Source organism: Pantoea sp. B_9 (assembly GCF_008632015.1).
Classification (GTDB): Bacteria; Pseudomonadota; Gammaproteobacteria; order Enterobacterales; family Enterobacteriaceae; genus Pantoea; species Pantoea dispersa.
On sequence record NZ_VWVL01000002.1, the window covers coordinates 404450 to 427104 of the forward strand.

Below are 22655 nucleotides of genomic sequence, written 5' to 3' on the forward strand. Positions count from 1 at the left end.
AGACTGACCTTAACCTTCGTTATGCAGTTCCAGGTTCTCCACTTCGTTCTGACGCGCAATCGCTTTGGCATCGTCGTTACGCAGCGACTGCAGATATTCCAGATACTGCAGGTCAACGTCTTTGGTGACGTAGATGCCGTTGAACACTGAGCATTCGAACTGGGCAATATCCGGGTTCTCTTCACGCACCGCGTCGATCAGATCCTGCAGATCCTGGAAAATCAGCGCATCGGCTTTAATCAGCTGACGAATCTCTTCCACTTCACGGCCGTGCGCAATCAGCTCGGTAGCGCTCGGCATATCGATGCCGTAGACGTTAGGGAAGCGAATTTCCGGTGCCGCCGACGCCAGATAGACGCGTTTCGCACCCGCTTCACGCGCCATCTCGATAATCTGCTCAGAGGTGGTGCCGCGCACAATCGAGTCATCCACCAGCAGCACGTTTTTATCGCGGAACTCAGCGCGGTTGGCGTTGAGCTTACGGCGTACCGCACTGCGGCGCAGCTGCTGGCCCGGCATAATAAAGGTACGGCCCACGTAGCGGTTTTTCACAAAACCCTGGCGGTACGGCTTATCAAGAATACGGGCAATCTCCAGCGCGGTATCGGTCGAGGTTTCCGGAATCGGGATCACCACGTCAATATCGAGATCTTCCCACTCGCGGGCAATTTTCTCGCCCAGCTTGGTGCCCATGCGCACGCGTGCGCTGTAGACGGAGATCTTGTCGAGGAACGAGTCCGGACGCGCAAAGTAAACGTACTCGAACAGGCACGGATTGCTTTTCGGGTTCTCTGCGCACTGGCGCGTCGAGAGCTGACCCTGCTCGGTGATGTACACCGCTTCGCCTGGCGCAACGTCACGAATAAATTCGAAGCCGAGCGTATCCAGCGCCACGCTCTCTGAGGCCACCATGTATTCGGTGCGGCCATCGGCCAGCTCACGCTTGCCCAGTACCAGCGGACGGATACCGTTAGGATCGCGGAACGCAACCATGCCGTGACCGATAATCATCGCCACCACGGCGTAAGCGCCGCGCACCTGCTGATGCACCGCCGCCACGGCAGCAAAAATGTTGTCAGCTTCCAGCGGATAGTGCTGAAAACGATCCAGCTCCTGAGCAAAGATGTTGAGCAAGATTTCGGAATCTGAGGTGGTATTCACATGACGGCGACCGACTTCGAACAGCTGCTTGCGCAGTTCATGGGCGTTGGTCAGGTTACCGTTGTGAGCCAGCGTGATGCCGTACGGCGAGTTCACGTAGAAGGGCTGCGCTTCAGAGGCGCTGGAGCTGCCGGCAGTCGGATAACGCACGTGGCCGATACCCATATTTCCCTGCAAACGCTGCATGTGGCGCGCTTCAAACACGTCGCTGACCAGGCCATTGGCCTTACGCAGACGGAAGCAGTTCAGCGCATCGATGGTACAAATGCCGGCGGCATCCTGCCCGCGGTGCTGCAGCACCGTTAACGCGTCATAGATCGACTGGTTTACTGGCATAAAACCGGTGATACCAACAATACCGCACATGTTGTCATTTCCTCATTAGCCGCACTCCCGGTGTTACCGGGGTAAAAAACTCGACGTGCTTTTCAGGTAATCGAAAAACCACCTGATGATGTAACTGAACTGGGGAATGAGTTGAGACTGTTGCCAGTCCGGACTTTTTGAAAAGCCGGTGAATGTATCAAGGAAGAAGAGAATGGCGGATACAATCAGCACGCCACGCAACGCCCCGAAACAGACCCCCAACACCCTGTCGGTTCCCGACAAGCCGGTTTTCTCAACCAGCGAGCCGATCACATAGTTCACGATGGCACCCACAATCAGGGTGGCAACGAATAACACCGCGATGGCGATGCCGTTGCGAACCAGTTCGTCGTCAAAACCTGTAAACCAGACTGCAAGGTAGGCGTAGTAATGACTGGCGACAAAAAACGCGCATCCCCAGGTAACAAGAGATAAGGCTTCCCGGACAAACCCGCGAATCAGGCTGACCAGAGCCGAAAAACCAACTACCGCAATAATGACGTAATCAATCCAGATCATGAACGCTTCCAGTACAGTGCATTTGCACCCCTGCATCCAGTTCGGGGCGCATTCTAACAGAAAAAGAAAACGTTTGCGTAGGGTTTTCCGGTTCTGTCCCGAGAAAAAGGGCGATGAAAAAAACTTTCCTCGCCCTTGTTGATGTCAGCCATTTAACCTGCTGATATTCCATAAATTTTAAGAAACGCTTCGCTAAAAAATACGCCAAAAGCCGCGCCTGTTTCTGCTATCGGCGCGGCTTATCAGTTGATCAGCGTGTGCTGTACGGCTTTACAACACCGCCGAGGCCGGAGATGCCTTTCAGCTCGCCGAGTGCACCCTGCAGCTTCGCTTTGGACGCATCCGGCCCGACGTAAATGCGGGTGATCTGCCCCTGCACCGGCGTCGACGGCACGGTAAAGGCGCGATAGCCGGAGAGCCGCAGTTGCGCCACGATCTCATTCACTTTGGCGGCGTTCTTCAGCGCGCCGAGCTGTACCACATACGCCTGTCCTGCTGGCGCGGCCGGTTCGCTCTGCTTCGGCGTTTCCGCCGCTTTAGGTTGCTCTGTAGTTTTTGGCTGTTCTGTCGCTTTCGGTTGTTCTGCCGGCTTCGGTTTCGGCTGCTCCACCGGTTTAGGCTTCGGCTGCTCGACCGGCTTCGGCTTCACCTGCTCTGCCGGTTTCTGCTGCTGGTGCACCGGCGGCGGCGTCACGACGCTGGGCTGGCTGTTTTGCGCTGGCTGCGTGCTGCCGCTGGCGGCACTGCTCTGCGTTGCGCTGCTGGCGGGCGCCTGCTGCGCCGCGCTCGCACCTTCTGGCGGCTGCGACGGCAGCGGCTGCGTCACCGGCGGCACCATTTCGCTGTCCTGCTGATCGTCAGGCTTTGGCACCAGCGGAATCGCCGCGAACTCCTCTTTATAATGCTTTTTCTTACCGTCCAGCAGACCCGGTAACACGATGACGCCAATCGCCACCAGAATCACCGTACCCACTAAACGATTCTGAAACTTACTTGCCACTGCCGTTCTCCGCTGCCATCGATTGCATCACCTGCGCTACGGTGTGGAACGAGCCGCACACCAGAATCACATCGTCGGGCTGAGCCTGCTGCCGCGCCGCCTGCCACGCGGCTTCAACGCTCTGCCAGGCGCTGCCGCCCTGCAGATGCGCCATCAGCTCATCAGCGGACGCCCCGCGCGGGCCGTCGAGCGGCGCGCAGTACCAGCGGTTGACCTGCGGTGCCAGCGCGGCCAGCGTCCCGGCGATATCCTTGTCGTGCAGCATGCCAACCACCGCATGCACTGTGCCGTGTGCCGGCAGCTCAGCGAGACGTGAAGCCAGATAATAAGCCGCATGCGGATTGTGTGCCACATCAAGGATCACGCGCGGCGCGGTGCTGACCGTCTGGAAACGTCCCGGCAGAATCGCCAGCGGCAGATGCTGACGAATCAGCGCCTCGCTCACCGTCAGGCCGGAAGCGCGCAGCGCCGCAATGGCGGTGGCCGCGTTAGGGAGCGGCACCTGGGGCAGCGGCAGATCGCGCAGTTCACCCCGGGCATCCTGCAGCGTCCAGCTGTCGCCCTCGCGCTGCCACTGCCAGTCGCGGTTAATTTGTAACAGCTGCGCACCCTTCTCCGCGGCCACCTGGGCAATGGTGTCAGGCATATCGGCCTCGCCGACCACCGCCGGTTTACCGCCGCGGAATACGCCGGCCTTCTCGCGGCCGATGCTGGCGCGATCCGGCCCCAGCCAGTCGGTGTGGTCCAGCGCAATGCTGGTGATCACCGCCACGTCGGCGTCGACAATGTTTGTCGCATCCAGCCGGCCGCCCAGCCCCACTTCCAGAATCACGACATCCAGCTGCGCTTCACGGAACAGATTGAGCGCGGACAGCGTGCCAAACTCAAAGTAGGTGAGCGAAATATCGCCGCGTCCGGCCTCGATGGCGGCAAAGCTGGCGCTGTGCCGGGCTTCATCCAGCTCAGCGCCCTGCACGCGCACGCGTTCGGTGTAACGCACCAGATGCGGCGAGCTGTAGACGCCAACGCGATAACCTGCGGCCATCAGCAGGGTTTCCAGCGTACGGCAGGTGGTGCCTTTGCCGTTGGTGCCGGCGACGGTGAAGACAAACGGAGCGGGTTTTAGCAGGTCGAGGCGTGCGGCGACGCGCTGAATACGGTCCAGGCCCAGATCGATAGCCTGAGAATGCAGATGCTCAAGATAATGAAGCCACGTGGCCAGAGGCGACGTGGCTTGCGGGAGGTGAAGAGTGTCCATGTGCCCTGTTAGCTCTTTACGATGTGGTGCATGAATAAAAAGGCGCATCACTCTGCGCCTTTCGGTTGCCTGTCAGGCTTCGTTGCTCTCCGGCTCAGCCGCAGTCGGGCGATCACCATCCTGCAGCGGTGCCGGCAGGTTCATCATTTTCGCCAGCAGGCTGGCCAGCTTAAAGCGCATTTCCGGACGACGGATGATCATGTCGATCGCGCCTTTTTCGATCAGGAACTCACTGCGCTGGAAGCCCGGCGGCAGCTTTTCACGTACCGTCTGTTCAATCACGCGTGGGCCGGCAAAGCCGATCAGCGCTTTTGGCTCTGCGACGTTCAAATCGCCCAGCATCGCGAAGCTGGCGGAGACGCCCCCCATGGTCGGGTCAGTCAGTACCGAAATATATGGCAGACCGCGCTCCTGCATTTTTGCCAGCGCCGCACTGGTTTTCGCCATCTGCATCAGCGACTGCAGCGCTTCCTGCATACGCGCACCACCAGAGGCGGAGAAGCAGATCAGCGGGCAGTTGTCTTCCAGCGCCTGCTCAACCGCACGCACGAAACGGGCGCCGACCACCGAGCCCATTGAGCCGCCCATAAAGGAGAACTCAAACGCGGCAGCCACCACCGGCATACCGTGCAGCTGGCCTTTCATTACCACCAGCGCATCTTTCTCGCCGGTCTCTTTCTGTGCCGCAACCAGACGATCTTTGTACTTCTTCGAGTCGCGGAACTTGAGCAGGTCTTTCGGTTCCAGCTCGCTACCCAGCTCTGTCATCGAACCTTCATCCATCAGGCTATGCAGACGCTCGCGCGCGTGCATACGCATGTGGTGGTCGCACTTCGGGCAGACTTCAAGGTTGCGCTCCAGCTCGGCGCGGTACAGCACCTGACCACAGCTATCGCATTTGGTCCACACCCCTTCCGGGATGCTGGCTTTGCGCGAAGGCGTGGTAGTGCTTTTATTCAGTATGCGTTCAATCCAGCTCATTGATGACCTTTCTGTTTAATGCTGACCTGGTCCAGTCTTGTCGTTACTGCTGAAATCACCTTCAGCAGGCCGTAAATGTCGCTCATTAAACCACAACCCGTTCACGCTGTGGATAAAAATCTGGTAACAGGCTTACTGCGACTTGTGCTGACGCGCCTGGCGGCGGTGACGCCACACTTCAATCACGCCTGGCAGTACCGAGACAATGATGATGCCGACAATCAGCAACTTAAGGTTTTCCTGCACCACCGGCAGGTCACCAAACAGGTAACCGGCATAGGAGAATAGCAGGACCCACAGCAGCGCGCCTGTCACGTTAAAGAGCGCGAAGTGGCGATAAGACATGTGTCCCATTCCCGCCACAAAGGGGGCAAAGGTTCGCACGATTGGCACAAAGCGCGCAAGTATAATGGTTTTGCCGCCGTGGCGATCGTAAAACGCGTGGGTTTTGTCGAGGTAGCTGCGGCGGAAAATTTTCGAGTTCGGGTTACTGAACAGCTTTTCGCCAAACAGCCGGCCAATGGTGTAGTTAACCGCGTCGCCGAGGATCGCGGCAATCACCAGCAGCGTCACCATCAGGTGAACGTTGAGGTCGTTGCCCGGCAGCGCCGCCAGCGCACCGGCGACGAACAGCAGCGAATCACCCGGCAGGAACGGCGTAACCACCAGCCCGGTTTCACAGAACAGAATCAGGAACAAAATGGCGTAAATCCAGATGCCGTACTGCGCCACCAGCTCGGCCAGATGCACATCAATGTGCAGAATGAAATCGACGATAAAGTGGATAAACTCCATAACAGCTAACTCCCTGACACTTTCCGATTAAAATGAATCCGCGAGGAACAACGGTCCCAGCGCAGGCTGAGGTAACGCAAACTGAGCAGGGTAATCCACCGCCACCAGATACAGCCCTTCGGCTTTCGCCGTTGCCGCCGCCAGCGTACGATCTTTTGCCGCCAGCAGCGTGGCCATCCACGTTTCCGGCTGATTGCCGCAGCCAATCTCCAGCAGACTGCCGACGATATTGCGCACCATGTGATGCACAAAGGCGTTGGCTTTGATATCGACAATCACGTACGGCCCCAGGCGCGTGACGTTGAGATGCATCACGTTGCGCCACGGCGTGCGCGACTGGCACTGCACTGCACGGAACGAGGTAAAATCGTTCTCACCCAGTAAAGCCTGGGCGGCGCGGTGCATTTTTTCCGCATCCAGCGGATGGTAAAAATGGGTAATGCCGTTGCCGAGAATTGCCGGGCGCAGCCGCTGGTTGTAGATCACGTAGCGATAACGGCGCGCGGTAGCGCTGAAGCGCGCGTGAAAGCTTTCCGGCACCGCTTTCACCCAGCGCACCGCAATATCGTCCGGCAGGTTGGCGTTCACGCCCAGCGTCCAGGCGCTGTCGGCACGCGAGGAGGTGGTCTCAAAATGCACCACCTGGCCGGTGCCGTGCACGCCCGCGTCGGTGCGCCCGGCGCAGAACACGCTCACCGGGTGATTGGCCACTTTCGCCAGCGCTTTTTCCAGCTTTTCCTGCACGCTGCGCACTTCATTCTGGCGCTGCCAGCCGTAGTAACGGCTGCCGTCATATTCAATGCCGAGCGCCAGCTTAAACGGGGTCGCGTCTTCCAGCATTAATACAGATACTCCTGCACCAGCTTCTCTGCGGTTTTCACCGCCATCAGCGCGCCGCCGAAGCGGATGTTGTCGGCCACCGACCAGAACTGCAGCAGCTCCGGGATGCCGTAGTCGTTGCGCACGCTGCCAATGCTCAGGGCTTCACTGCCGGAGGCGTCGCTGACCGGCGTCGGGTAATCACCGTCGTCGCTCAGGCTGATATCGTCGGCGCGCGCCAGTTCGTCACGCGCTTCCTCCGCCGACAGCGGCCGCAGGTTCTCGATATAGACGATCTGCGCGTTGCCGTAGAACACCGGCGCCTGCACGCTGCTCACCGCAATCGGTAATCCTTCGTCCTGCAGCACTTTCCGTACCTGATCGACCAGCCGGCGCTCGCTCGCCACGCTGCCGGCACTGTCCGCCTGCTGCGGCAGCAGGTTGAACGCCAGCTGGCGGCCAAAATAGTGCTCATCGGCCGGTACGCCGTTCAGCAGCCGCGCGCTCTCACCGGCCAGGCCGTCTACTGCTGCTTTACCGTGGCTGGAGACCGACACCAGGTTGGTCACCTGCAGACGGCCTAAACCGGCGGTATCCACCAGCGGTTTGATGGCGCTTAACAGCTGGCTCACCAGCGCATCGGCCACGGTAATGATGTTGCGATTACGGTAATCCGCCAGCACCTGTGGATTGACATCCGGCACCACCAGCGGCACGTCCGGCTCCAGCGCGAACAGGTCGCTGCTGTCGATTACCAGGCAACCCTGGCTGGCGGCTTCTTCGGCATAACGCGCCGACGCCTCGCGACCGGCGGTAAAGAACGCCAGCTGCGCCTGCGACCAGTCAAATTCCGCCGCGTCCTGCACGCGCAGCGAGCGGCCATCGAAACGCACGCTCTCTCCGGCGCTGTTTTCACTCGCCAGCAGATATAACTCACCAACCGGGAACTGGCGTTCCGCCAGCAGTTCCAGTACAGCGTTCCCTACTGCGCCTGTCGCGCCCAGTAGCGCAATATTCCAGCCGTCAGACATGTTGGTTTACTCCAGACAATGACATAAAAAAGAGAGGCGATGACATGCATCGCCCATTAATTCAGAAAAATCAGAGATTAGTGGTTCGCCTGCAGCGTGGCGCTGAAGCCAAGCTGATTGAGCAGCGCCGCGCTCTCCGCCTCATCACAGATCACCTGCAGCGAAGACCACTCGCGGCGCTCGACATACTGCTTGCGCAGGCGATCAAATTCGCCCGGCTGCGCGGCCACTTTGCGCAGCGGCGCATCGTCGCGGCGCACATCATACACCAGATGCACCAGGCGTTTCAGCGTCGGCTGATCGAGCTTGCCGTGCAGCGTAAGGGTGCCAAACTCGGGGCGCGGCAGCAGCGTGTCCAGCGCCACCTGCTGCGGCTGACCAATAAATTCGCTCCAGGCCTCAAACACCTGAGTGGTGCCGCGCGCTTTCCCTTCAAGGGTATAACCGGCGATATGCGCGGTGGCGATATCGACCTTGTCCAGCAGATCGAGGTTGAGATCCGGCTCCGGTTCCCACACGTCCAGCACCACGCTGAGATCGTTACGCAGTTTCAGCACCTCCAGCAGCGCGGCGTTATCCACCACCGGACCCCGGCAGGCATTGATCAGGATGGTGTTGGGGCGCAGCGCCATCAGCAGTGCAGCATCGGCCAGATGCCAGCTTTTGTAGCGGCCGTCTTTAAACAGCGGCGTATGAAAGGTCAGGATATCGGCCTGGGCCACCAGCGCGTCGAGCGAGTGAAAATCTTCGTCATCGCCGCGATCGGCGCGCGGCGGATCGCACAGCAGGGTTTTTACTCCCCACGCGGCGAGGCGTTTAGCCAGCCGTCCGCCCACATTACCGACGCCGACGATGCCCACGGTGCGATCGCGCAGATCAAAGCCGTCGCGTTCGGCCAGCAGCAGCAGCGCGGAGAACACATATTCCACCACCGCAATCGCGTTACAGCCCGGCGCGGCAGAGAAGCCGATCCCGGCCGCCGCCAGCGAGGCATCATCGACATGATCGGTGCCGGCAGTGGCGGTGCCGACAAACTTCACCGGCGTGCCGGCCAGCAGCGCGGCATCCACTTTGGTGACGGAGCGCACCATCAGCGCGCTGGCATCCTGCAGTTCGGCTGCCGGCAGCGGGCGGCCCGGCACCGCCACCACCTCTCCGGTGCGGCTGAACAGTTCACGGGCGTAGGGCATATTTTCATCGACGAGAATTTTCACGGCGGCGGTCCTGTCTGCTTGAAATAAACGGGGCATATCATGGCACAAAGCCGGGGATTAACCTAACCGACTGCGATAGCGATCCGGCGTGGTGCCTGCCTGCTGTTGAAACATCACGATCAGCGCAGAGGCGGAGCTGTAACCCAGCTCGTGGGCGATGCCCTGCACGCTGCAGCCCTGCTCCAGCAGCGCGATTGCGCGCAGGAAACGTAAACGCTGGCGCCACTCGCTGAATGACATCTGCAACTGCTGCTGACAGCGCCGCGCCAGCGTACGCTCGGTGGTAAACACGCGCTTCGCCCATTGTGCCAGCGTGGTGTTATCACCCGGGTTCTCTTCCAGCGCGCGCAGAATCGGCGCGAGGAATTTATCGTCGGACATCGGCAGATAGCTGGTGTTCACCGGTGCAAGACGCAGCCGATCAATCAGCACTTCGCACAGCCGCCAGTCGGCGTCGCTTTGCGGCTGCTCCAGCGCGCGGCGGGCAAAATCATTCATGATGGCGTGCACGATGGCGTCCACGCTCAGCAGGCAGGCTTTCTCCGGCATGCCGGCGCATAAATCCGCGGCAAGGTTGAAGGTGCGAAACTGCGCCTGACAGTGGTTGTAGCTGCTGTGGCGCTGGCCCGGCGGGATCCAGATCGGCATTTCGGCCGGCGTCAGCAGCCGCTCGCCCTCCACTTCCATCTCCAGCACGTGGCTGGTGACGAATATCGCCTGGCCCCAGTCGTGTTGGTGCGGCAGGTATTCAGTTTTGGCGTTGGTTTGCTCATAGCGCATGAAAAAACGCAGCAGCGGCGCGTCGCGCGGTGGCTGATACTCAACCTGAAGATTCATTCTGTCCGGTCACTAACGAATTTTGTCCGATTTTAACTATCTGCTTTAAACCGGTCAAACGTAAGCTAGTCGCGATTTACATTTGGAGCCGTACTATGAACTTATTGTTACCGCTGGTGGCGGTGCTGATTTGGTCGATCAACACCATCGTCAGCAAGCTGTCTGCCGGCAGCATCGATCCTGCTGCCATCTCCTTTTACCGCTGGTTGCTGGCGCTGCTGGTACTCACGCCCTTCTGCCTGCCGGGCGTATGGCGCCATCGTCACACCATCAAAAGCCAACTGTGGCGCTTGCTGGTGCTGGGCCTGCTCGGCATGGTGCTGTACCAGAGCCTCGCCTATTATGCGGCACACAGCGTTTCGGCGGTGATGATGGGGATTCTCGGCGCCACCATTCCGCTGCTGACCATCCTGCTCAGCCTGGTGGTACTGCGCCTTGCGCCGACGCGCGGCATTCTGATTGGCGGCCTGCTGTCGTTTGCCGGGCTGGTGTGGCTGGTGAGCGCCGGCAACCCGGCACAGCTGCTGAGCCAGCGCCTCGGTAACGGCGAGCTGATGATGCTGGCGGCCTCAACCTCCTACGCGCTGTATGGCGTACTGACGAAGCGCTGGGCAATCCCGCTGCCAACGTGGCAAAGCCTGTATGTGCAAATCTTCTTCGGCGTGCTGTTGCTGCTGCCCGGCTTCTGGCACGCGCCGGAGGTGGCGCTGAACGCCGACAATATTCCGCTGGTGCTGTTCGCCGGGCTGTTTGCCTCGATTGTGGCGCCGTTCCTGTGGATCCTTGGCGTGCAGCGCCTCGGCGCCAGCACCACCAGTATTTTCATGAACGTGGTGCCGGTGTTTACCGCCCTCATTGCCGTGCTGTTCCTGCACGAACAGTTGCATGCTTACCACTGGATTGGCGGCGGTCTGACGCTGGTCGGGGTGATCCTGGCGCAGCGGCTGAAAACCCCGCTGCGTAAAGCACGCGTGATGGCTCCGCCGATCAGCGAAAGCTAACCGTCACCCGCAGGCCACCCAGCTGCGGGCTGCGGTCCAGCTGCAGCTGGGCGCCGTGCCAGGCGCAGATATCCTGCACCAGCGCCAGTCCAATGCCCGCGCCGGGCTGGCTGGCGTGATCGAGCCGGCCAAACGGCTGCAGCGCCTGCCGCTGCTGATCCGCCGCGATGCCCGGCCCGCTGTCTTCAATCTCCAGCACCTTTTGCCGCAGCCGTGCGGTCACCGTGCCGCCGTGTGGCGTGTATTTGATAGCGTTGTCCAGCAGATTGGCGCACAGCTCGGCCAGCAACAGCGCATCGCCCTGCACCTGGCTCGCCGCCTGCTCTTCAAACCCCAGGTCGATCTGTTTACGCCGCGCCGCCGCATAACCGCTAAAACAGGCCTGCTGCACGATGTCGCTCAGGTTAACCTCACTGAAAGGCTTGTCTTCGCCGTGGCGCGCCTTGATTTGCGCCAGCTGCAGCAGGCGATCGGTGAGCTGAACGGTGTCGTCCAGCGTGTGGCGCATGCCCTGCAGGCTTTCGCGCCACTGCTGCGGATCGTCGCTGCTGAGCGCGACGCCCACCTGGGTTTTCAGGATAGTGAGCGGCGTGCGCAGCTGGTGCGACACATCGGCGCTAAAGCGCTCCTGCCGCGCCAGCAGCCCGCGCAGCCGCTCCAGATGGCGGTTGAAGGCGACGATCAGCGGCTGCAGTTCGGACCACGGCAGCAGCGACGGCAGCGGCGTCAGTTCGCCCGGCGCGCGGCGCAGCATCATGCGTGACAGCCGGCGCAGCGGGCGCAGCACTTTCCGCAGCAGCAGCCCGGCCAGCAGCAGCGTGATCAGCACCAGAAAACTCTGGCTGATCAGCGCGGTGCGCAGCAGACTGTCGGCAAAGGCGTGGCGTGAGTTAAGCGTTTCCGCCACCAGCACCAGCGCCATGCCCTGCACGCCTTCCTCGTTCACCGGCTGCCACAGCGCGGCCACGCGAATCGGCTGCTTGCGGTAGTGCGCATCGTAGAAATGCACCAGCGCCGGATAGACATCGGACAGCGGCGCGTTGCCTGGCACCAGCGGTAAATCAGGGTAGCCGGACAGCGTGTGCCCTTCAGGCGAAATCACCTGGTAGAACAGCTGATCGTTCATGTTGCGCTCAAAGCTGTCCAGCACCACCCACGGCACATCCACCTCCAGCCGCTGATGACGTACCACCAGCCGCTCGGCCACGGTGCGCGCCGAGGCCAGCAGCGAGCGGTCGTAGGCCTGATTTGCCGCCTGCAGCGCGCTCTGATAGTGGGTGTAGACCGATAATCCCCACAGCAGCAGCAGCGGCACCCCCAGCCATGCCAGCAATTCGCCGCGCAGCGAGTGAATCAGTCGCACGGCTGAACCTCGAGGCTGTAGCCGAGGCCGCGCAGCGTGACGATCGCCACGTCGCTGCCCGCCAGCTTTTTGCGTACCCGATGCACATACAGCTCAATGCTCTCCGGGCTGGCCTCATCCGCCAGCGTGAAGGTCTGCTCGTACAGATGCTGGCGCGACACCGGCCTTCCCGGACGCTGCATCAGCGTCGACAGCACGCTGGCCTCGCGCGGCGTCAGCGGCAGCGGTTTGTGATTCAGCAGGAAATAGCCTTCCGCATCGCGCTCCAGCTGGCCGAGGCTTTGCGTCTGTGTTGCCTGCCCCTGACTGCGGCGCAGCAGCGCGCGCAGCCGCGCGTCCAGCTCGTCCAGCTCAAACGGTTTAGTGAGGTAATCATCGGCGCCGGCATTCAGTCCCTGCACGCGCTGCTGAAGCGCGCTCTGTGCGGTGAGCAGCAGCACCGGCACGTGTTGCCCACGCCGGCGCAGGCGCGCCAGCACCGCCAGGCCATCCAGCCGCGGCAGCGACACATCCAGCACCACCAGCGCATAGTCTTCGCTTTGCAGCACATGGTCCGCCGCCACCCCGTCGGCCACCCAGTCCACGGCGAAGCCTTTTTGCGTCAGCGCTTTCTGCAGCCAGTTGGCCAGCTCCACGGTATCTTCCACCAGTAAGAGACGCATATCACATCCTGTTAGTTTTGCCGATGGCTGAAAGGTAAATGAAAGGTTGCTGTTTTAACAATTCAGCAACCCCGAATGTTCGGTGGCAATCACACTCTGGAAGAAACAATGGAGCGACAGATGAAAAAAACAATGCGCACCGCCTTCGCCACGACCCTGCTGGCTTTTTCTCTTTCTGCGGCACAGGCTGCGGCACCCGAGCGGACCGAATGTATCGCCCCGGCCAAACCCGGCGGCGGTTTTGATCTGACCTGTAAACTGATCCAGGTTTCCTTGCAGGAAACCGGGCAGATCACCACGCCGATGCGCGTAACCTACATGCCCGGTGGCGTCGGTGCCGTGGCTTACAACGCCATCATTGCGCAGCGGCCCGCCGAAGCAGGCACGCTGGTGGCCTTCTCCGGCGGGTCGCTGCTGAACCTGTCGCAGGGCAAGTTTGGCCGTTACTCGGTGGATGACGTGAAGTGGCTGGCGGCCGTCGGCACCGACTACGGCATGGTGGCGGTGCGTGCCGATGCACCGTGGAAAACGCTGGGCGAGTTGCTGGCGGCGATGAAGAACGATCCGACCAAAGTGGTGGTTGGTGCCGGCGCCTCCATCGGCAGCCAGGACTGGATGAAAACGGCGCTGCTGGCGCGGGAAGCCGGTATCGATCCGCGCAAAATGCGCTATGTGGCGTTCGAAGGCGGCGGCGAACCGGTCACCGCGCTGCTTGGCAATCACATCCAGGTGGTATCAGGCGACATGAGTGAAATGGTGCCGCACCTGCAGGGTGGCAAGATGCGCGTGCTGGCGGTGATGAGCGACAAACGCCTGCCGGGTGAACTGGCTGACATCCCGACCGCCAAAGAGCAGGGCTTTAACGTTGAGTGGCCGATTATTCGCGGCTATTACCTCGGCCCCAAAGTCAGCGATGCCGATTATCAGTGGTGGGAACAGACGTTTAAAACACTGGTGACCACCAAAGAGTTTCAGCAGCAGCGCGATCTGCGCGGCCTGTTTGAGTTCAACCTGTTTGGTAGCGAGCTGGACGCCTACGTCAAGAAACAGGTGGCAGATTACCGTGAACAGGCGAAATCGTTCGGCCTGGCGAAATAACGGAGGCACAGATGAGCGATCGTATCTTTGCGGCGGTGTGGCTGGTGCTCTGCATCGTCGGGATGGTTATCGCCTGGCAGATTCAAAGCGAGTACAGCTACGAGCCGGTTGGCCCACGCCCTTTCCCGCTGCTGCTGCTCGGTCTGATGGCGATCTGCGCGGTGATGATGCTGCTGCGCAAGCCGGACGCCGTACAGTGGCCGGTGGCGGCAACGCTGAAAAAGCTGCTGGCGCTGTGCGTCATGCTGATGGTGTACGGCTGGCTGTTTGAGAAGCTGGGTTTTGCCCTGTGTACCACGCTGCTGACCTTCGGCATCGGCATGCTGTTTGGCGCACGCTGGTGGGCGGCCGTCCTCTCCGGTGTGGTAATGGGTGTGGCGCTGTTTTACGCCTTCGATCATCTGCTGGATGTCACGCTGCCGGTCGGCAGCTGGTTCAGTTAACAGGAGTCACTTATGGATACCTGGTCTTTTCTGATGCAGGGTTTCGCCGTCGCCATGACGCCGGAAAACCTGATGATTGCCCTGATAGGCTGCTTTATCGGCACCATCGTCGGCCTGCTGCCGGGGCTTGGGCCGATTAACGGCGTCGCGATTCTGATGCCGCTGGCGTTTGCGCTGCACTTACCGGCGGAATCCGCGCTGATCCTGCTGGCAACGGTGTACATCGGCTGCGAATATGGCGGGCGCATCTCGTCGATTCTGCTTAACGTGCCGGGGGATGCCGGGGCGATCATGACCGCGCTGGATGGCTATCCGATGGCGCAGCAGGGCAAAGCCGGCGTGGCGCTGTCGATCTCGGCGGTCAGCTCATTCATCGGCTCAACCATCGCCATCATCGGCATCATTCTGTTTGCGCCAATCCTCGCCAACTGGTCGCTGGCGTTTGGTCCGGCAGAGTACTTCGCGCTGATGGTGTTCGCGATTGCCTGTCTCGGCAGCATGATGAGCCACAACCCGCTGAAGTCGTTCCTCGCTGCGCTGATTGGCCTCGGCATGGCGACGGTGGGCGTCGATGCCAATACCGGCGTTTATCGCTTTACCTTTGACAGCGTGCATCTCTCGGACGGCATCCAGTTTGTGGTGGTGGTCATCGGCCTGTTCTCAGTGAGCGAAATTCTGCTGATGCTGGAATCCACCAGCAGCGGCCAGAAGATGGTGCGCGCCAGCGGCCGCATGCTGTTCAACATGAAAGAGGCCGCACAGGCCACCGGCGCAACGCTGCGCTCCTCGTTCATTGGCTTCTTTGTCGGCGTGCTGCCGGGGGCCGGCGCCACCATCGCCAGCGCCATTGCCTATATGACCGAGAAGAAGATCAGCGGTAGCGATCAGTTTGGTAAGGGGGATATTCGCGGCGTGGCAGCGCCGGAAGCGGCGAACAACGCCTCAGCCTGCGGATCGTTTATCCCGATGCTAACGCTGGGCATTCCCGGCTCCGGCACCACGGCGGTGATGGTCGGCGCGCTGACGCTGTATAACATCACGCCCGGTCCGGCGATGTTTACCGAGCAGCCGGACATCGTCTGGGGGCTGATCGCCGCACTGCTGATCGGTAACGTGATGCTGCTGATCATGAACATCCCGATGATCAACATCTTTGCGCGCATGCTGACCATTCCGCTGTGGTTCCTGGTACCGGCAATTGCCGCGATTTCGGCGGTGGGCGTGTATGCGGTGCACAGCACTACGTTTGACCTGCTGCTGATGGTCGGGCTGGGTATTTTCGGCTATATCCTGCGTAAGATGGATTTCCCGATGTCGCCGCTGATTCTCGGCTTTGTACTGGGCGAAATGCTGGAGCAGAACCTGCGCCGCGCGCTGTCAATCAGTAACGGCAACCTGCCAATTCTGTGGGAAAGCCTGATCTGTAAAGTGCTGCTGGTGCTGGCTGTCGCCGTGCTGATGGTGCCGCCGCTGTGGAAGCGCTGGCGTCGCAAGCGTATGAAGCTGGCCGCCGCCGAATAAATCCGTGTCTTATTGTTTTTCTCCCTGCCGCCCCCGTGGATTTCCCGGGGGCTTTTGCTATCATGTGCCATCGTTTTTCCGGCGCACCCGGATCTGACTCGTTTACAAGGATTCCGCCATGCAACCTCTCAGCGGTCCCGGTGTGCCCGCGGGCGATCGTTCCTCTGTTAACCCGGCTAACGGCACCGGCCGCCCCGGCGCGGCACCGGGCGACCAGCCGCTCTCCCCGGCCCAGCGCACCACGCTGGAACGCCTGATTGTCCGGATCATGTCACTCAGCACGCTGAAAGCGCCCGAACTGTGGGCTGGCATACGTCACGAAGTGGGCGTGAAAAATGATGCCGAACTGCAGTCGCGCCACTTTCCAGCGGCGGAGCAGCATCTCAACAGCCGTCTGACGCAGGTGCAGAACAGCCACGCCACGCGCCAGCTGTTGCAGCAGCTGCTGGAAAAGCTGCCTCAGGGTAACAATCGCCAGGCGGTAAGCGACTTTATCCGTCAGCAATTTAACCAGACGGTGTTAAGCGCGCTGAGCCAGGATCAGCTGCGTCAGGTGCTGACCATGTTGCAGAACGGTCAGATGGCTATCCCGCAGCCGCAGCAGACGCGCACCACCGATCGCACCCTGCTGCCTGCCGAACAGCAGGCGCTTAACCAGCAGGTCACGCGCCTTGCCGCCGCGACCGGGGAATCGCCGGTAAAAGTGCTGGCCGACACGCTGAAACTGGTCAATCTGAAGAGCGGCGACCCGGTTCCGTCGCGCCACTTCCCGCTGCTGACGCAGTTTTTACAGGTGCGCCAGACGCTGAGCCAGCACAGCGCGCCGACGCTGCAGCTGCTGGAAAGCTCGCTCAAACAGCCGCTGAGCCACGACGAGCAGCGCATGCTGGAGGATTACAGCCTGCAGCGCTTCCAGGCCACGCCGCAGACGTTGCTGACGCCGGCGCAGAGTCAGGATCTGCTGATGCTGCTGTTCAGCCGCCGCGCCGAGCGCAACAGCGAAACGCCGCTGGCCGACAGCGAGCTGCGTCCGCAGCCAATCTGGGCACCGTTTGTTGACATTCTGCCGCGTCCACTGGCGCAGCGCCCGGCGCTGACGCTGGTGCTCGGACTGGCGCTGTTCTTCTTTTTGCTCTGGCTGCTGCTGTAGTTGAGCCATCGCACTCAGCAGCCGCACTCCGCCGCGGGTGCAGCGGCGGGCCACTCGCCTGCCGCCGCGCCCCACGCCATCGGGTGGCCGTCGCGCTTCCAGAAATCCAGCCCGCCAATCAGCTCTTTAACCTGAAACCCCAGCTCAGCCAGTTTTAGCGCCGCTTTGGTCGAACCGTTGCAGCCAATGCCGTCGCAGTAAGTCACGTAGACGCGGTGACGATCGAGCCGAGCGGTGCTGGCCGCATCCATCTCGCGATGCGGCAACGATAGCGCGCCGCAGATATGTCCGGCCTGATATGCGTCGCGGCTGCGGGCATCAATCACCATAATCTGCGTGACGCCCTGCGCCAAATCCGCCGCCAGATCCCAGGCATCGGTGTAATAGCTGAGTTTGTGCTGCAAATAAGCCACGCTGTGCTGCGGGCTGGCGGGCGGATAAAACAAAACGGCTGACATGGCATTCTCCTGTTGTGATGTCCCTGCAGTGTACGGCAAAGTGGTCTGCATCCTGATACCACTTTGACCGTAGCGATAAGACCATTATGCACCATGCCTTTTTGCCGCTGTTTCGCCATCAGACGCAGGGCGGCTTACGTCAGCGGCTGTGCGCTACGCTGCGCCAGGCCATTATCAGCGGCCATTTGCGCTTCGGGCAGAAGCTGCCCTCCAGCCGCCAGCTGGCTGCCGATCTGGCGCTGTCACGCGTGACGGTCGAAGCCGCTTACAGCCAGCTGGAGAGCGAAGGCTATGTGCAGCGGCACAGCGGACGCGGCACCTTCGTCGCTATCGCCCTGCCACCACCGGCGGAAAAGGCGACAGCGCAGCGCGCACCGCGCTTTTCGCAGCGCGGCACGCAGGTGCTGGCGACCGGTGGCTGCCAGGATCCCCCTTTTCCCCTTGCCTTTGCCGCCGGATCACCGGAACTGCGCGCGTTTCCGCACCGCCAGTGGCAGCGGCTGAGCCACAGCGTACAGCGCGCGCTGGGCAGTCAGGTGATGGGCTATGGCGATCCGCTCGGTTATGCGCCGCTGCGCCAGGCGGTGGCGGATTATCTGGCGCTGTCGCGCGGCGTGCGCTGTACGGCTGAGCAGGTCATCATGCTCACCAGTTCACAGCAGGCGCTGCAGCTGCTGGCGCTGATGTTTCTGGATGCAGAGGATGAAGTGTGGCTGGAGGAGCCGGGCTACCGTGGCGCACGGAACGCCTTTCTCGCCGCCGGTGCCCGCTGCCGTGCCATGCCGCTGGACGATCAGGGCGCGCTGCCACTCAGCGGCCGGGCGCAACTGGTGTATCTGACGCCCGGCCACCAGTATCCGACCGGCACACCGATGAGCCTCGCGCGGCGGCTGCAGTGGCTGGCGTGGGCTCGTCAGCACGATAGCTGGCTGATCGAGGATGACTACGACAGTGAATTTCACTATGACGGTCGCCCGGCGCCGGCGCTGCAGGGCATGGAAGCAGATAGCCGGGTCATCAGCCTGGGGACCTTTTCCAAAACCCTGTTTCCATCGCTGCGACTGGCGTGGATGGTGGTGCCCGCGGCGCTGGTGACGGCGCTGGGTCGCGCGCGCAGCGTACTGGACGGCCACAGCGCCCTGCTGCCGCAGGCGATCACCGCCGAATTTATCCAGCAAGGCTATTTCGCCAGCCACCTGCGGCTGATGCGTCAGCTCTATCATAGCCGGCGCGATCGGCTGCTGGCGCAGCTGGAACAGCATCTGCAGCCGTGGCTGCGGCCGCTGCCGGCAACAGGCGGGTTGCAATTGACGGTTGAGTTATTACAGGGAGATGAGGCGCGGCTCACACACCTGGCGCAGGCCGACGGTCTGCTGCTGCCGCCGCTGTCACCCCTTTACGCCGGCGCATCGAAACAGCAGGGCTGGATACTCGGCTTTGCCGCGTTGACGCCCGGCGAAATTGACCGCGCCTGCGCGAAGCTGGTAAGGCTGCTGGCAACCTGAATCCGTCAGCGACAAAAACAACAAAGGCCGGATTAACCGGCCTTTGAGCATTAGCGTAAGCGTTACGCCTGGTATTTACGCAGGGTCAGCGTGGCGTTGGTGCCACCGAAGCCGAAGCTATTGGACATCACCGTGGTCAGCGCTTTTTCGGTTGGCTGCGTCACAATGTTCATGCCCTTCGCTGCGTCATCCAGCTGTTCCACGTTAATGCTTGGCGCGATGAAGCTGTGCTCCAGCATCAGCAGAGTGTAAATCGCTTCCTGCACACCTGCCGCACCCAGCGAGTGACCGGTCATGGCTTTGGTCGCAGAGATGTATGGCGTGTTGTCGCCAAACACTTCGCGAATCGCGCCCAGCTCTTTCACGTCGCCGACTGGCGTTGACGTGCCGTGAGTGTTGAGGTAGTCGATTGGCGTATCCAGACCCTGCATCGCCATCTTCATGCAACGCACCGCGCCTTCGCCTGACGGTGCCACCATGTCAGCGCCGTCAGAGGTTGCGCCGTAGCCGACGATCTCAGCGTAGATGTGGGCACCACGCGCCAGCGCATGCTCCAGCTCTTCCACTACCACCATACCGCCGCCGCCGGCGATCACGAAACCGTCACGGCTGGCATCGTAAGTACGCGACGCTTTTTCCGGGGTTTCGTTGTATTTAGTCGAAAGCGCGCCCATGGCGTCGAACTCACAGGCCATTTCCCAGCTCAGCTCTTCGCCGCCGCCAGCAAATACCACATCCTGTTTGCCCAGCTGAATCTGCTCCACCGCGTTGCCGATGCAGTGTGCTGACGTCGCGCACGCCGAGCTGATGGAGTAGTTGACGCCGTGGATTTTGAACGGCGTAGCCAGGCAGGCAGAGACGCCGGACGCCATCGCTTTGGTCACCACGTACGGGCCAACGCCCTTCAGGCCGCGCGGGCCACGCATCGCGTCGGCACCGAACACCTGATAACGCGGGGAACCGCCACCGGAACCGGCAATCAGACCAACACGCGGGTTGTTCTGGTACTGCTCATCGGTCAGGCCGGAATCTTTGATTGCTTCTGCCATCGACAGATAGGCATAGATTGAGGCATCACTCATGAAACGCACGATTTTGCGATCGATGAGCCCGTTAGTGTCCAGTTTGACGTTACCCCATACATGGCTGCGCATGCCGGCATCTTTCATCTCTTCGGAGAAAGTGATTCCGGAACGGCCTTCACGCAGGGAAGCCAGCACTTCCTGCTGGTTATTACCAATACTGGAAACGATACCCAGGCCAGTAATCACTGCACGTTTCATTCAATAGTCCTCATTCCACTTCTTTTGGATTGACGTGCACTCTAGCTTACAGTTGTACGCCGAACAAGTCCGATCAGCCATTTCCTTTTGTAAATTTGCGTCATGTGACGCCACTCGCTAAAATCGCGCCACTGCCTGAAAAATGAGCCTTTCCCGTGAAGTTATCCCCGGTTGAACACGCGCAATTAAACTGGAACGATCAGGGTACACCTGTTTCCCGAGCGTTCGACGACGTCTATTTCTCCAACGACAACGGACTGGAGGAGACGCGCTATGTGTTCCTCGACGGTAACCATCTTCCGCAGCGATTTGCCGCACATCCGCGCGATCTGTTCATCGTTGCCGAGAGCGGTTTTGGCACCGGACTCAACTTTCTTACCCTGTGGCAGGCGTTCGATCGCTTCCGCGCCGCCCATCCGCAAGCCGGCTTGCGCCGCCTGCACTTCATCAGCTGCGAAAAATACCCGCTGACCCACGCCGATCTGGTGAGCGCGCACGCGCACTGGCCGGAACTGGCCCCGTGGGCCGGACAGCTACAGCAGCAGTGGCCGCTGGCCCTGCCCGGCTGTCAGCGCCTGCTGTTCAATGGCGGCGAGGTGACGCTGGATCTGTGGCTGGGTGATATTAACGCGCTGATTGATACTTTTGATGACAGCCTCAACGGCCAGGTTGACGCGTGGTTTTTAGATGGCTTCGCGCCGGCGAAAAACCCGGAGATGTGGACGCCTTCGCTGTTCGCCGCCATGGCGCGGCTGGCGCGTCCCGGCGGCACCTTCGCCACCTTTACCTCGGCGGGCTTTGTGCGGCGGGGCTTACAGCAGGCCGGGTTCAGCGTGGCGAAGCGTAAAGGCTTCGGCCACAAGCGTGAAATGCTGACCGGCGTGCTGGACAGCGCCCCCGGGCAGCTACCGGCTCAGCCGTGGTATGCGCGTCCGCAGGCCACCAGCCGCGAGGTGGCGCTGATTGGCGGCGGCGTGGCCAGCGCGGTGCTGGCGCTGGCGCTGCTGCGGCGTGGCTGGCAGGTTACGCTGTACTGCGCCGATGCCGCCCCGGCGCTCGGCGCATCGGGTAACCGTCAGGGCGCGCTCTATCCGCTGCTTAACCAGCACGATCCGGCGCTCGCCACGTTTTTCCCGGCGGCATTCAGCTTTGCCCGCCGCCTGTACGATGCGCTGCCGGTGATGTTCGAACATCAGTGGAGCGGCGTGCTGCAGCTCGGCTGGGATGCCAAAAGCGCAGAGAAGATCGCGCAGATGCTGAGCATGGATCTGCCGCACGAGCTGGCGCACGGCGTCAGCCCGCAGCAGGCGCCGCAGCTGGCCGGCGTCGATCTCGACTGCGGCGGCATTTTCTATCCGCAGGGCGGCTGGCTGTCGCCGTCACAGCTCACCAGCAATCTGCTGGAGTATGCCCAGACTCAGGGGCTGCGCATGCACTGGCTGCATCGCGTGACGCAGCTGGTCCGCCAGCAGGCAGGCTGGACGCTGCAGTTCGCCCAACAGCCTGCGGTAAATCATCAGCAGGTGGTGCTGGCCAACGGCCATGCGCTGCAGGCGATCGGGCAAAGCCGCGATTTGCCGGTGTATGCGGTGGCCGGTCAGGTCAGCCATGTGCCGACCAACGCGGCGCTGAACCCGCTGCGTACCGTGCTGTGTTACGACGGCTATCTCACCCCGGTCAGCCCGAACTTTGCCACGCACTGCATCGGTGCCAGCTACCATCGCGGTGAGACGGCAACCGCTTTCCGCGCCGACGATCAGCAGGAGAATCGTCAGCGGCTGATTAACTGTCTGCCGCAGGTCAGCTGGCCGACGCAGGTTGACGTCAGCGCTGATGAAGCGCGCAGCGGCGTGCGCTGCGCCACGCGCGATCATCTGCCGATGAGCGGCAGCGTCCCGGATTACGCGGCGACGCTCAGTGAGTATGCGGATTTACCGGCGCAGCGCGCGCGCGGCGAGCAGATTGCGGAAGCGCCGGTGCATCCCGGCCTGTTCGTGCTCGGCGCACTGGGGTCGCGCGGACTGTGCAGCGCGCCGCTGGCGGCAGAAGTGCTGGCGGCGCAAATGAGCGGCGAGCCGCAACCGCTGGACAGCAGCACGCTGGCGGCGCTGCATCCCAACCGTTACTGGGTGCGCAAATTGCTGAAAGGGAAAAAGGCAGGACGCTAAAGCGCGGGGCGAGCGATCGCCC

22 protein-coding genes are annotated in these 22655 nt (G+C 61.4%); 7 read left to right on the plus strand and 15 right to left on the minus strand.

Features of this window, described 5'->3' with window-relative positions; genetic code table 11:
- Window positions 1–9: 9 nt before the first annotated feature.
- The 11 genes from purF to F3I21_RS08735 form a co-directional block, all read right to left on the minus strand.
- Entirely contained in the window at window positions 10–1527 is a 1518-nt protein-coding gene (purF, locus tag F3I21_RS08685) for an amidophosphoribosyltransferase (RefSeq protein WP_021509182.1), read from the minus strand.
- A 33-nt stretch (window positions 1528–1560) separates the two neighbouring features.
- A complete protein-coding gene (cvpA, locus tag F3I21_RS08690; protein ID WP_021509181.1) occupies window positions 1561–2046 on the minus strand; it encodes a colicin V production protein in 486 nt (161 codons plus the stop codon).
- Complete coding sequence (locus tag F3I21_RS08695) at window positions 2033–2254, minus strand: hypothetical protein (RefSeq protein WP_150058700.1); 222 nt, start codon at window positions 2252–2254, stop codon at window positions 2033–2035. Before F3I21_RS08695 ends, cvpA begins: the two co-directional genes overlap by 14 nt.
- A 42-nt stretch (window positions 2255–2296) precedes the next feature.
- Window positions 2297–3046, minus strand: coding sequence for a cell division protein DedD (dedD, locus tag F3I21_RS08700; protein WP_058769894.1), 750 nt, complete (start codon window positions 3044–3046; stop codon window positions 2297–2299).
- The gene (gene folC, locus F3I21_RS08705) at window positions 3036–4304 is read right to left on the minus strand and encodes a bifunctional tetrahydrofolate synthase/dihydrofolate synthase (RefSeq protein ID WP_104093062.1); all 1269 of its coding nucleotides are present in this window, start codon (window positions 4302–4304) and stop codon (window positions 3036–3038) included. Before folC ends, dedD begins: the two co-directional genes overlap by 11 nt.
- A 72-nt stretch (window positions 4305–4376) precedes the next feature.
- The gene (gene accD, locus F3I21_RS08710; protein ID WP_021509178.1) at window positions 4377–5285 is read right to left on the minus strand and encodes an acetyl-CoA carboxylase, carboxyltransferase subunit beta; all 909 of its coding nucleotides are present in this window, start codon (window positions 5283–5285) and stop codon (window positions 4377–4379) included.
- 132 nt (window positions 5286–5417) lie between these two features.
- On the minus strand, window positions 5418–6080 hold the full coding sequence (locus F3I21_RS08715; protein WP_010617492.1) for a DedA family protein: 663 nt from the start codon (window positions 6078–6080) through the stop codon (window positions 5418–5420).
- Between the two features lie 27 nt (window positions 6081–6107).
- Window positions 6108–6920: a tRNA pseudouridine(38-40) synthase TruA gene (gene truA, locus F3I21_RS08720; RefSeq protein WP_125309518.1), complete on the minus strand. Its 813-nt coding sequence runs from the start codon at window positions 6918–6920 to the stop codon at window positions 6108–6110.
- Window positions 6920–7930 carry an aspartate-semialdehyde dehydrogenase gene (locus F3I21_RS08725; protein ID WP_058775824.1) on the minus strand — a complete coding sequence of 337 codons (1011 nt, stop codon included), beginning with the start codon at window positions 7928–7930 and terminating at the stop codon, window positions 6920–6922. The genes truA and F3I21_RS08725 overlap by 1 nt, the downstream gene beginning before the upstream one ends.
- A 77-nt stretch (window positions 7931–8007) precedes the next feature.
- Window positions 8008–9144, minus strand: coding sequence for a 4-phosphoerythronate dehydrogenase PdxB (pdxB, locus tag F3I21_RS08730; protein ID WP_136545521.1), 1137 nt, complete (start codon window positions 9142–9144; stop codon window positions 8008–8010).
- 57 nt (window positions 9145–9201) lie between these two features.
- Window positions 9202–9981 carry a helix-turn-helix domain-containing protein gene (locus tag F3I21_RS08735; RefSeq protein ID WP_021509174.1) on the minus strand — a complete coding sequence of 260 codons (780 nt, stop codon included), beginning with the start codon at window positions 9979–9981 and terminating at the stop codon, window positions 9202–9204.
- Between the two features lie 95 nt (window positions 9982–10076).
- Here F3I21_RS08735 and F3I21_RS08740 point away from each other — a divergent pair, with 95 nt between their 5' ends.
- The gene (locus F3I21_RS08740) at window positions 10077–10982 is read left to right on the plus strand and encodes a DMT family transporter (protein ID WP_150058701.1); all 906 of its coding nucleotides are present in this window, start codon (window positions 10077–10079) and stop codon (window positions 10980–10982) included.
- On the opposite strand, the gene F3I21_RS08745 is transcribed toward F3I21_RS08740, so the two are convergent.
- On the minus strand, window positions 10969–12345 hold the full coding sequence (locus F3I21_RS08745) for a sensor histidine kinase (protein ID WP_058769889.1): 1377 nt from the start codon (window positions 12343–12345) through the stop codon (window positions 10969–10971). The genes F3I21_RS08740 and F3I21_RS08745 overlap by 14 nt on opposite strands.
- The gene (gene tctD, locus F3I21_RS08750; RefSeq protein ID WP_021509171.1) at window positions 12336–13007 is read right to left on the minus strand and encodes a transcriptional regulator TctD; all 672 of its coding nucleotides are present in this window, start codon (window positions 13005–13007) and stop codon (window positions 12336–12338) included. The genes F3I21_RS08745 and tctD overlap by 10 nt, the downstream gene beginning before the upstream one ends.
- A gap of 132 nt (window positions 13008–13139) precedes the next feature.
- Between tctD and F3I21_RS08755 the strand changes: the two genes are divergently transcribed.
- The 4 genes from F3I21_RS08755 (at window position 13140) to flk (ending at window position 17219) form a co-directional block, all read left to right on the plus strand.
- Window positions 13140–14105, plus strand: coding sequence for a tripartite tricarboxylate transporter substrate binding protein (locus tag F3I21_RS08755; protein WP_223815654.1), 966 nt, complete (start codon window positions 13140–13142; stop codon window positions 14103–14105).
- Window positions 14106–14116: 11 nt separating this feature from the next.
- Complete coding sequence (locus F3I21_RS08760) at window positions 14117–14548, plus strand: tripartite tricarboxylate transporter TctB family protein (protein ID WP_150058703.1); 432 nt, start codon at window positions 14117–14119, stop codon at window positions 14546–14548.
- A gap of 12 nt (window positions 14549–14560) precedes the next feature.
- Window positions 14561–16069: a tripartite tricarboxylate transporter permease gene (locus tag F3I21_RS08765; RefSeq protein WP_150058704.1), complete on the plus strand. Its 1509-nt coding sequence runs from the start codon at window positions 14561–14563 to the stop codon at window positions 16067–16069.
- Window positions 16070–16187: 118 nt separating this feature from the next.
- Window positions 16188–17219, plus strand: coding sequence for a flagella biosynthesis regulator Flk (flk, locus tag F3I21_RS08770; protein WP_150058705.1), 1032 nt, complete (start codon window positions 16188–16190; stop codon window positions 17217–17219).
- A 14-nt stretch (window positions 17220–17233) separates the two neighbouring features.
- Here flk and F3I21_RS08775 read toward each other — a convergent pair whose 3' ends face one another.
- Window positions 17234–17677, minus strand: coding sequence for a rhodanese-like domain-containing protein (locus F3I21_RS08775; protein WP_058758415.1), 444 nt, complete (start codon window positions 17675–17677; stop codon window positions 17234–17236).
- A gap of 86 nt (window positions 17678–17763) precedes the next feature.
- Between F3I21_RS08775 and F3I21_RS08780 the strand changes: the two genes are divergently transcribed.
- A complete protein-coding gene (locus F3I21_RS08780; RefSeq protein WP_150058706.1) occupies window positions 17764–19182 on the plus strand; it encodes a PLP-dependent aminotransferase family protein in 1419 nt (472 codons plus the stop codon).
- A gap of 62 nt (window positions 19183–19244) precedes the next feature.
- Here F3I21_RS08780 and fabB read toward each other — a convergent pair whose 3' ends face one another.
- Window positions 19245–20465 (minus strand): beta-ketoacyl-ACP synthase I, encoded by a 1221-nt coding sequence (fabB, locus tag F3I21_RS08785; protein WP_021509164.1) that lies wholly within the window; start codon window positions 20463–20465, stop codon window positions 19245–19247.
- Window positions 20466–20620: 155 nt separating this feature from the next.
- Here fabB and mnmC point away from each other — a divergent pair, with 155 nt between their 5' ends.
- Window positions 20621–22633 (plus strand): bifunctional tRNA (5-methylaminomethyl-2-thiouridine)(34)-methyltransferase MnmD/FAD-dependent 5-carboxymethylaminomethyl-2-thiouridine(34) oxidoreductase MnmC, encoded by a 2013-nt coding sequence (gene mnmC / locus F3I21_RS08790; RefSeq protein WP_150058707.1) that lies wholly within the window; start codon window positions 20621–20623, stop codon window positions 22631–22633.
- The last annotated feature ends 22 nt before the right edge of the window (window positions 22634–22655 follow it).

Coding starts and splice junctions, on each gene's coding strand:
- purF (WP_021509182.1), bottom strand. CDS start 1,527: ATGTGCGGTATTGTTGGTATCACCGGTTTTATGCCAGTAAACCAGTCG.
- cvpA (WP_021509181.1), bottom strand. CDS start 2,046: ATGATCTGGATTGATTACGTCATTATTGCGGTAGTTGGTTTTTCGGCT.
- folC (WP_104093062.1), bottom strand. CDS start 4,304: ATGGACACTCTTCACCTCCCGCAAGCCACGTCGCCTCTGGCCACGTGG.
- accD (WP_021509178.1), bottom strand. CDS start 5,285: ATGAGCTGGATTGAACGCATACTGAATAAAAGCACTACCACGCCTTCG.
- F3I21_RS08715 (WP_010617492.1), bottom strand. CDS start 6,080: ATGGAGTTTATCCACTTTATCGTCGATTTCATTCTGCACATTGATGTG.
- truA (WP_125309518.1), bottom strand. CDS start 6,920: ATGCTGGAAGACGCGACCCCGTTTAAGCTGGCGCTCGGCATTGAATAT.
- F3I21_RS08725 (WP_058775824.1), bottom strand. CDS start 7,930: ATGTCTGACGGCTGGAATATTGCGCTACTGGGCGCGACAGGCGCAGTA.
- F3I21_RS08735 (WP_021509174.1), bottom strand. CDS start 9,981: ATGAATCTTCAGGTTGAGTATCAGCCACCGCGCGACGCGCCGCTGCTG.
- F3I21_RS08740 (WP_150058701.1), top strand. CDS start 10,077: ATGAACTTATTGTTACCGCTGGTGGCGGTGCTGATTTGGTCGATCAAC.
- tctD (WP_021509171.1), bottom strand. CDS start 13,007: ATGCGTCTCTTACTGGTGGAAGATACCGTGGAGCTGGCCAACTGGCTG.
- F3I21_RS08755 (WP_223815654.1), top strand. CDS start 13,140: ATGCGCACCGCCTTCGCCACGACCCTGCTGGCTTTTTCTCTTTCTGCG.
- F3I21_RS08760 (WP_150058703.1), top strand. CDS start 14,117: ATGAGCGATCGTATCTTTGCGGCGGTGTGGCTGGTGCTCTGCATCGTC.
- F3I21_RS08765 (WP_150058704.1), top strand. CDS start 14,561: ATGGATACCTGGTCTTTTCTGATGCAGGGTTTCGCCGTCGCCATGACG.
- flk (WP_150058705.1), top strand. CDS start 16,188: ATGCAACCTCTCAGCGGTCCCGGTGTGCCCGCGGGCGATCGTTCCTCT.
- F3I21_RS08775 (WP_058758415.1), bottom strand. CDS start 17,677: ATGTCAGCCGTTTTGTTTTATCCGCCCGCCAGCCCGCAGCACAGCGTG.
- F3I21_RS08780 (WP_150058706.1), top strand. CDS start 17,764: ATGCACCATGCCTTTTTGCCGCTGTTTCGCCATCAGACGCAGGGCGGC.
- fabB (WP_021509164.1), bottom strand. CDS start 20,465: ATGAAACGTGCAGTGATTACTGGCCTGGGTATCGTTTCCAGTATTGGT.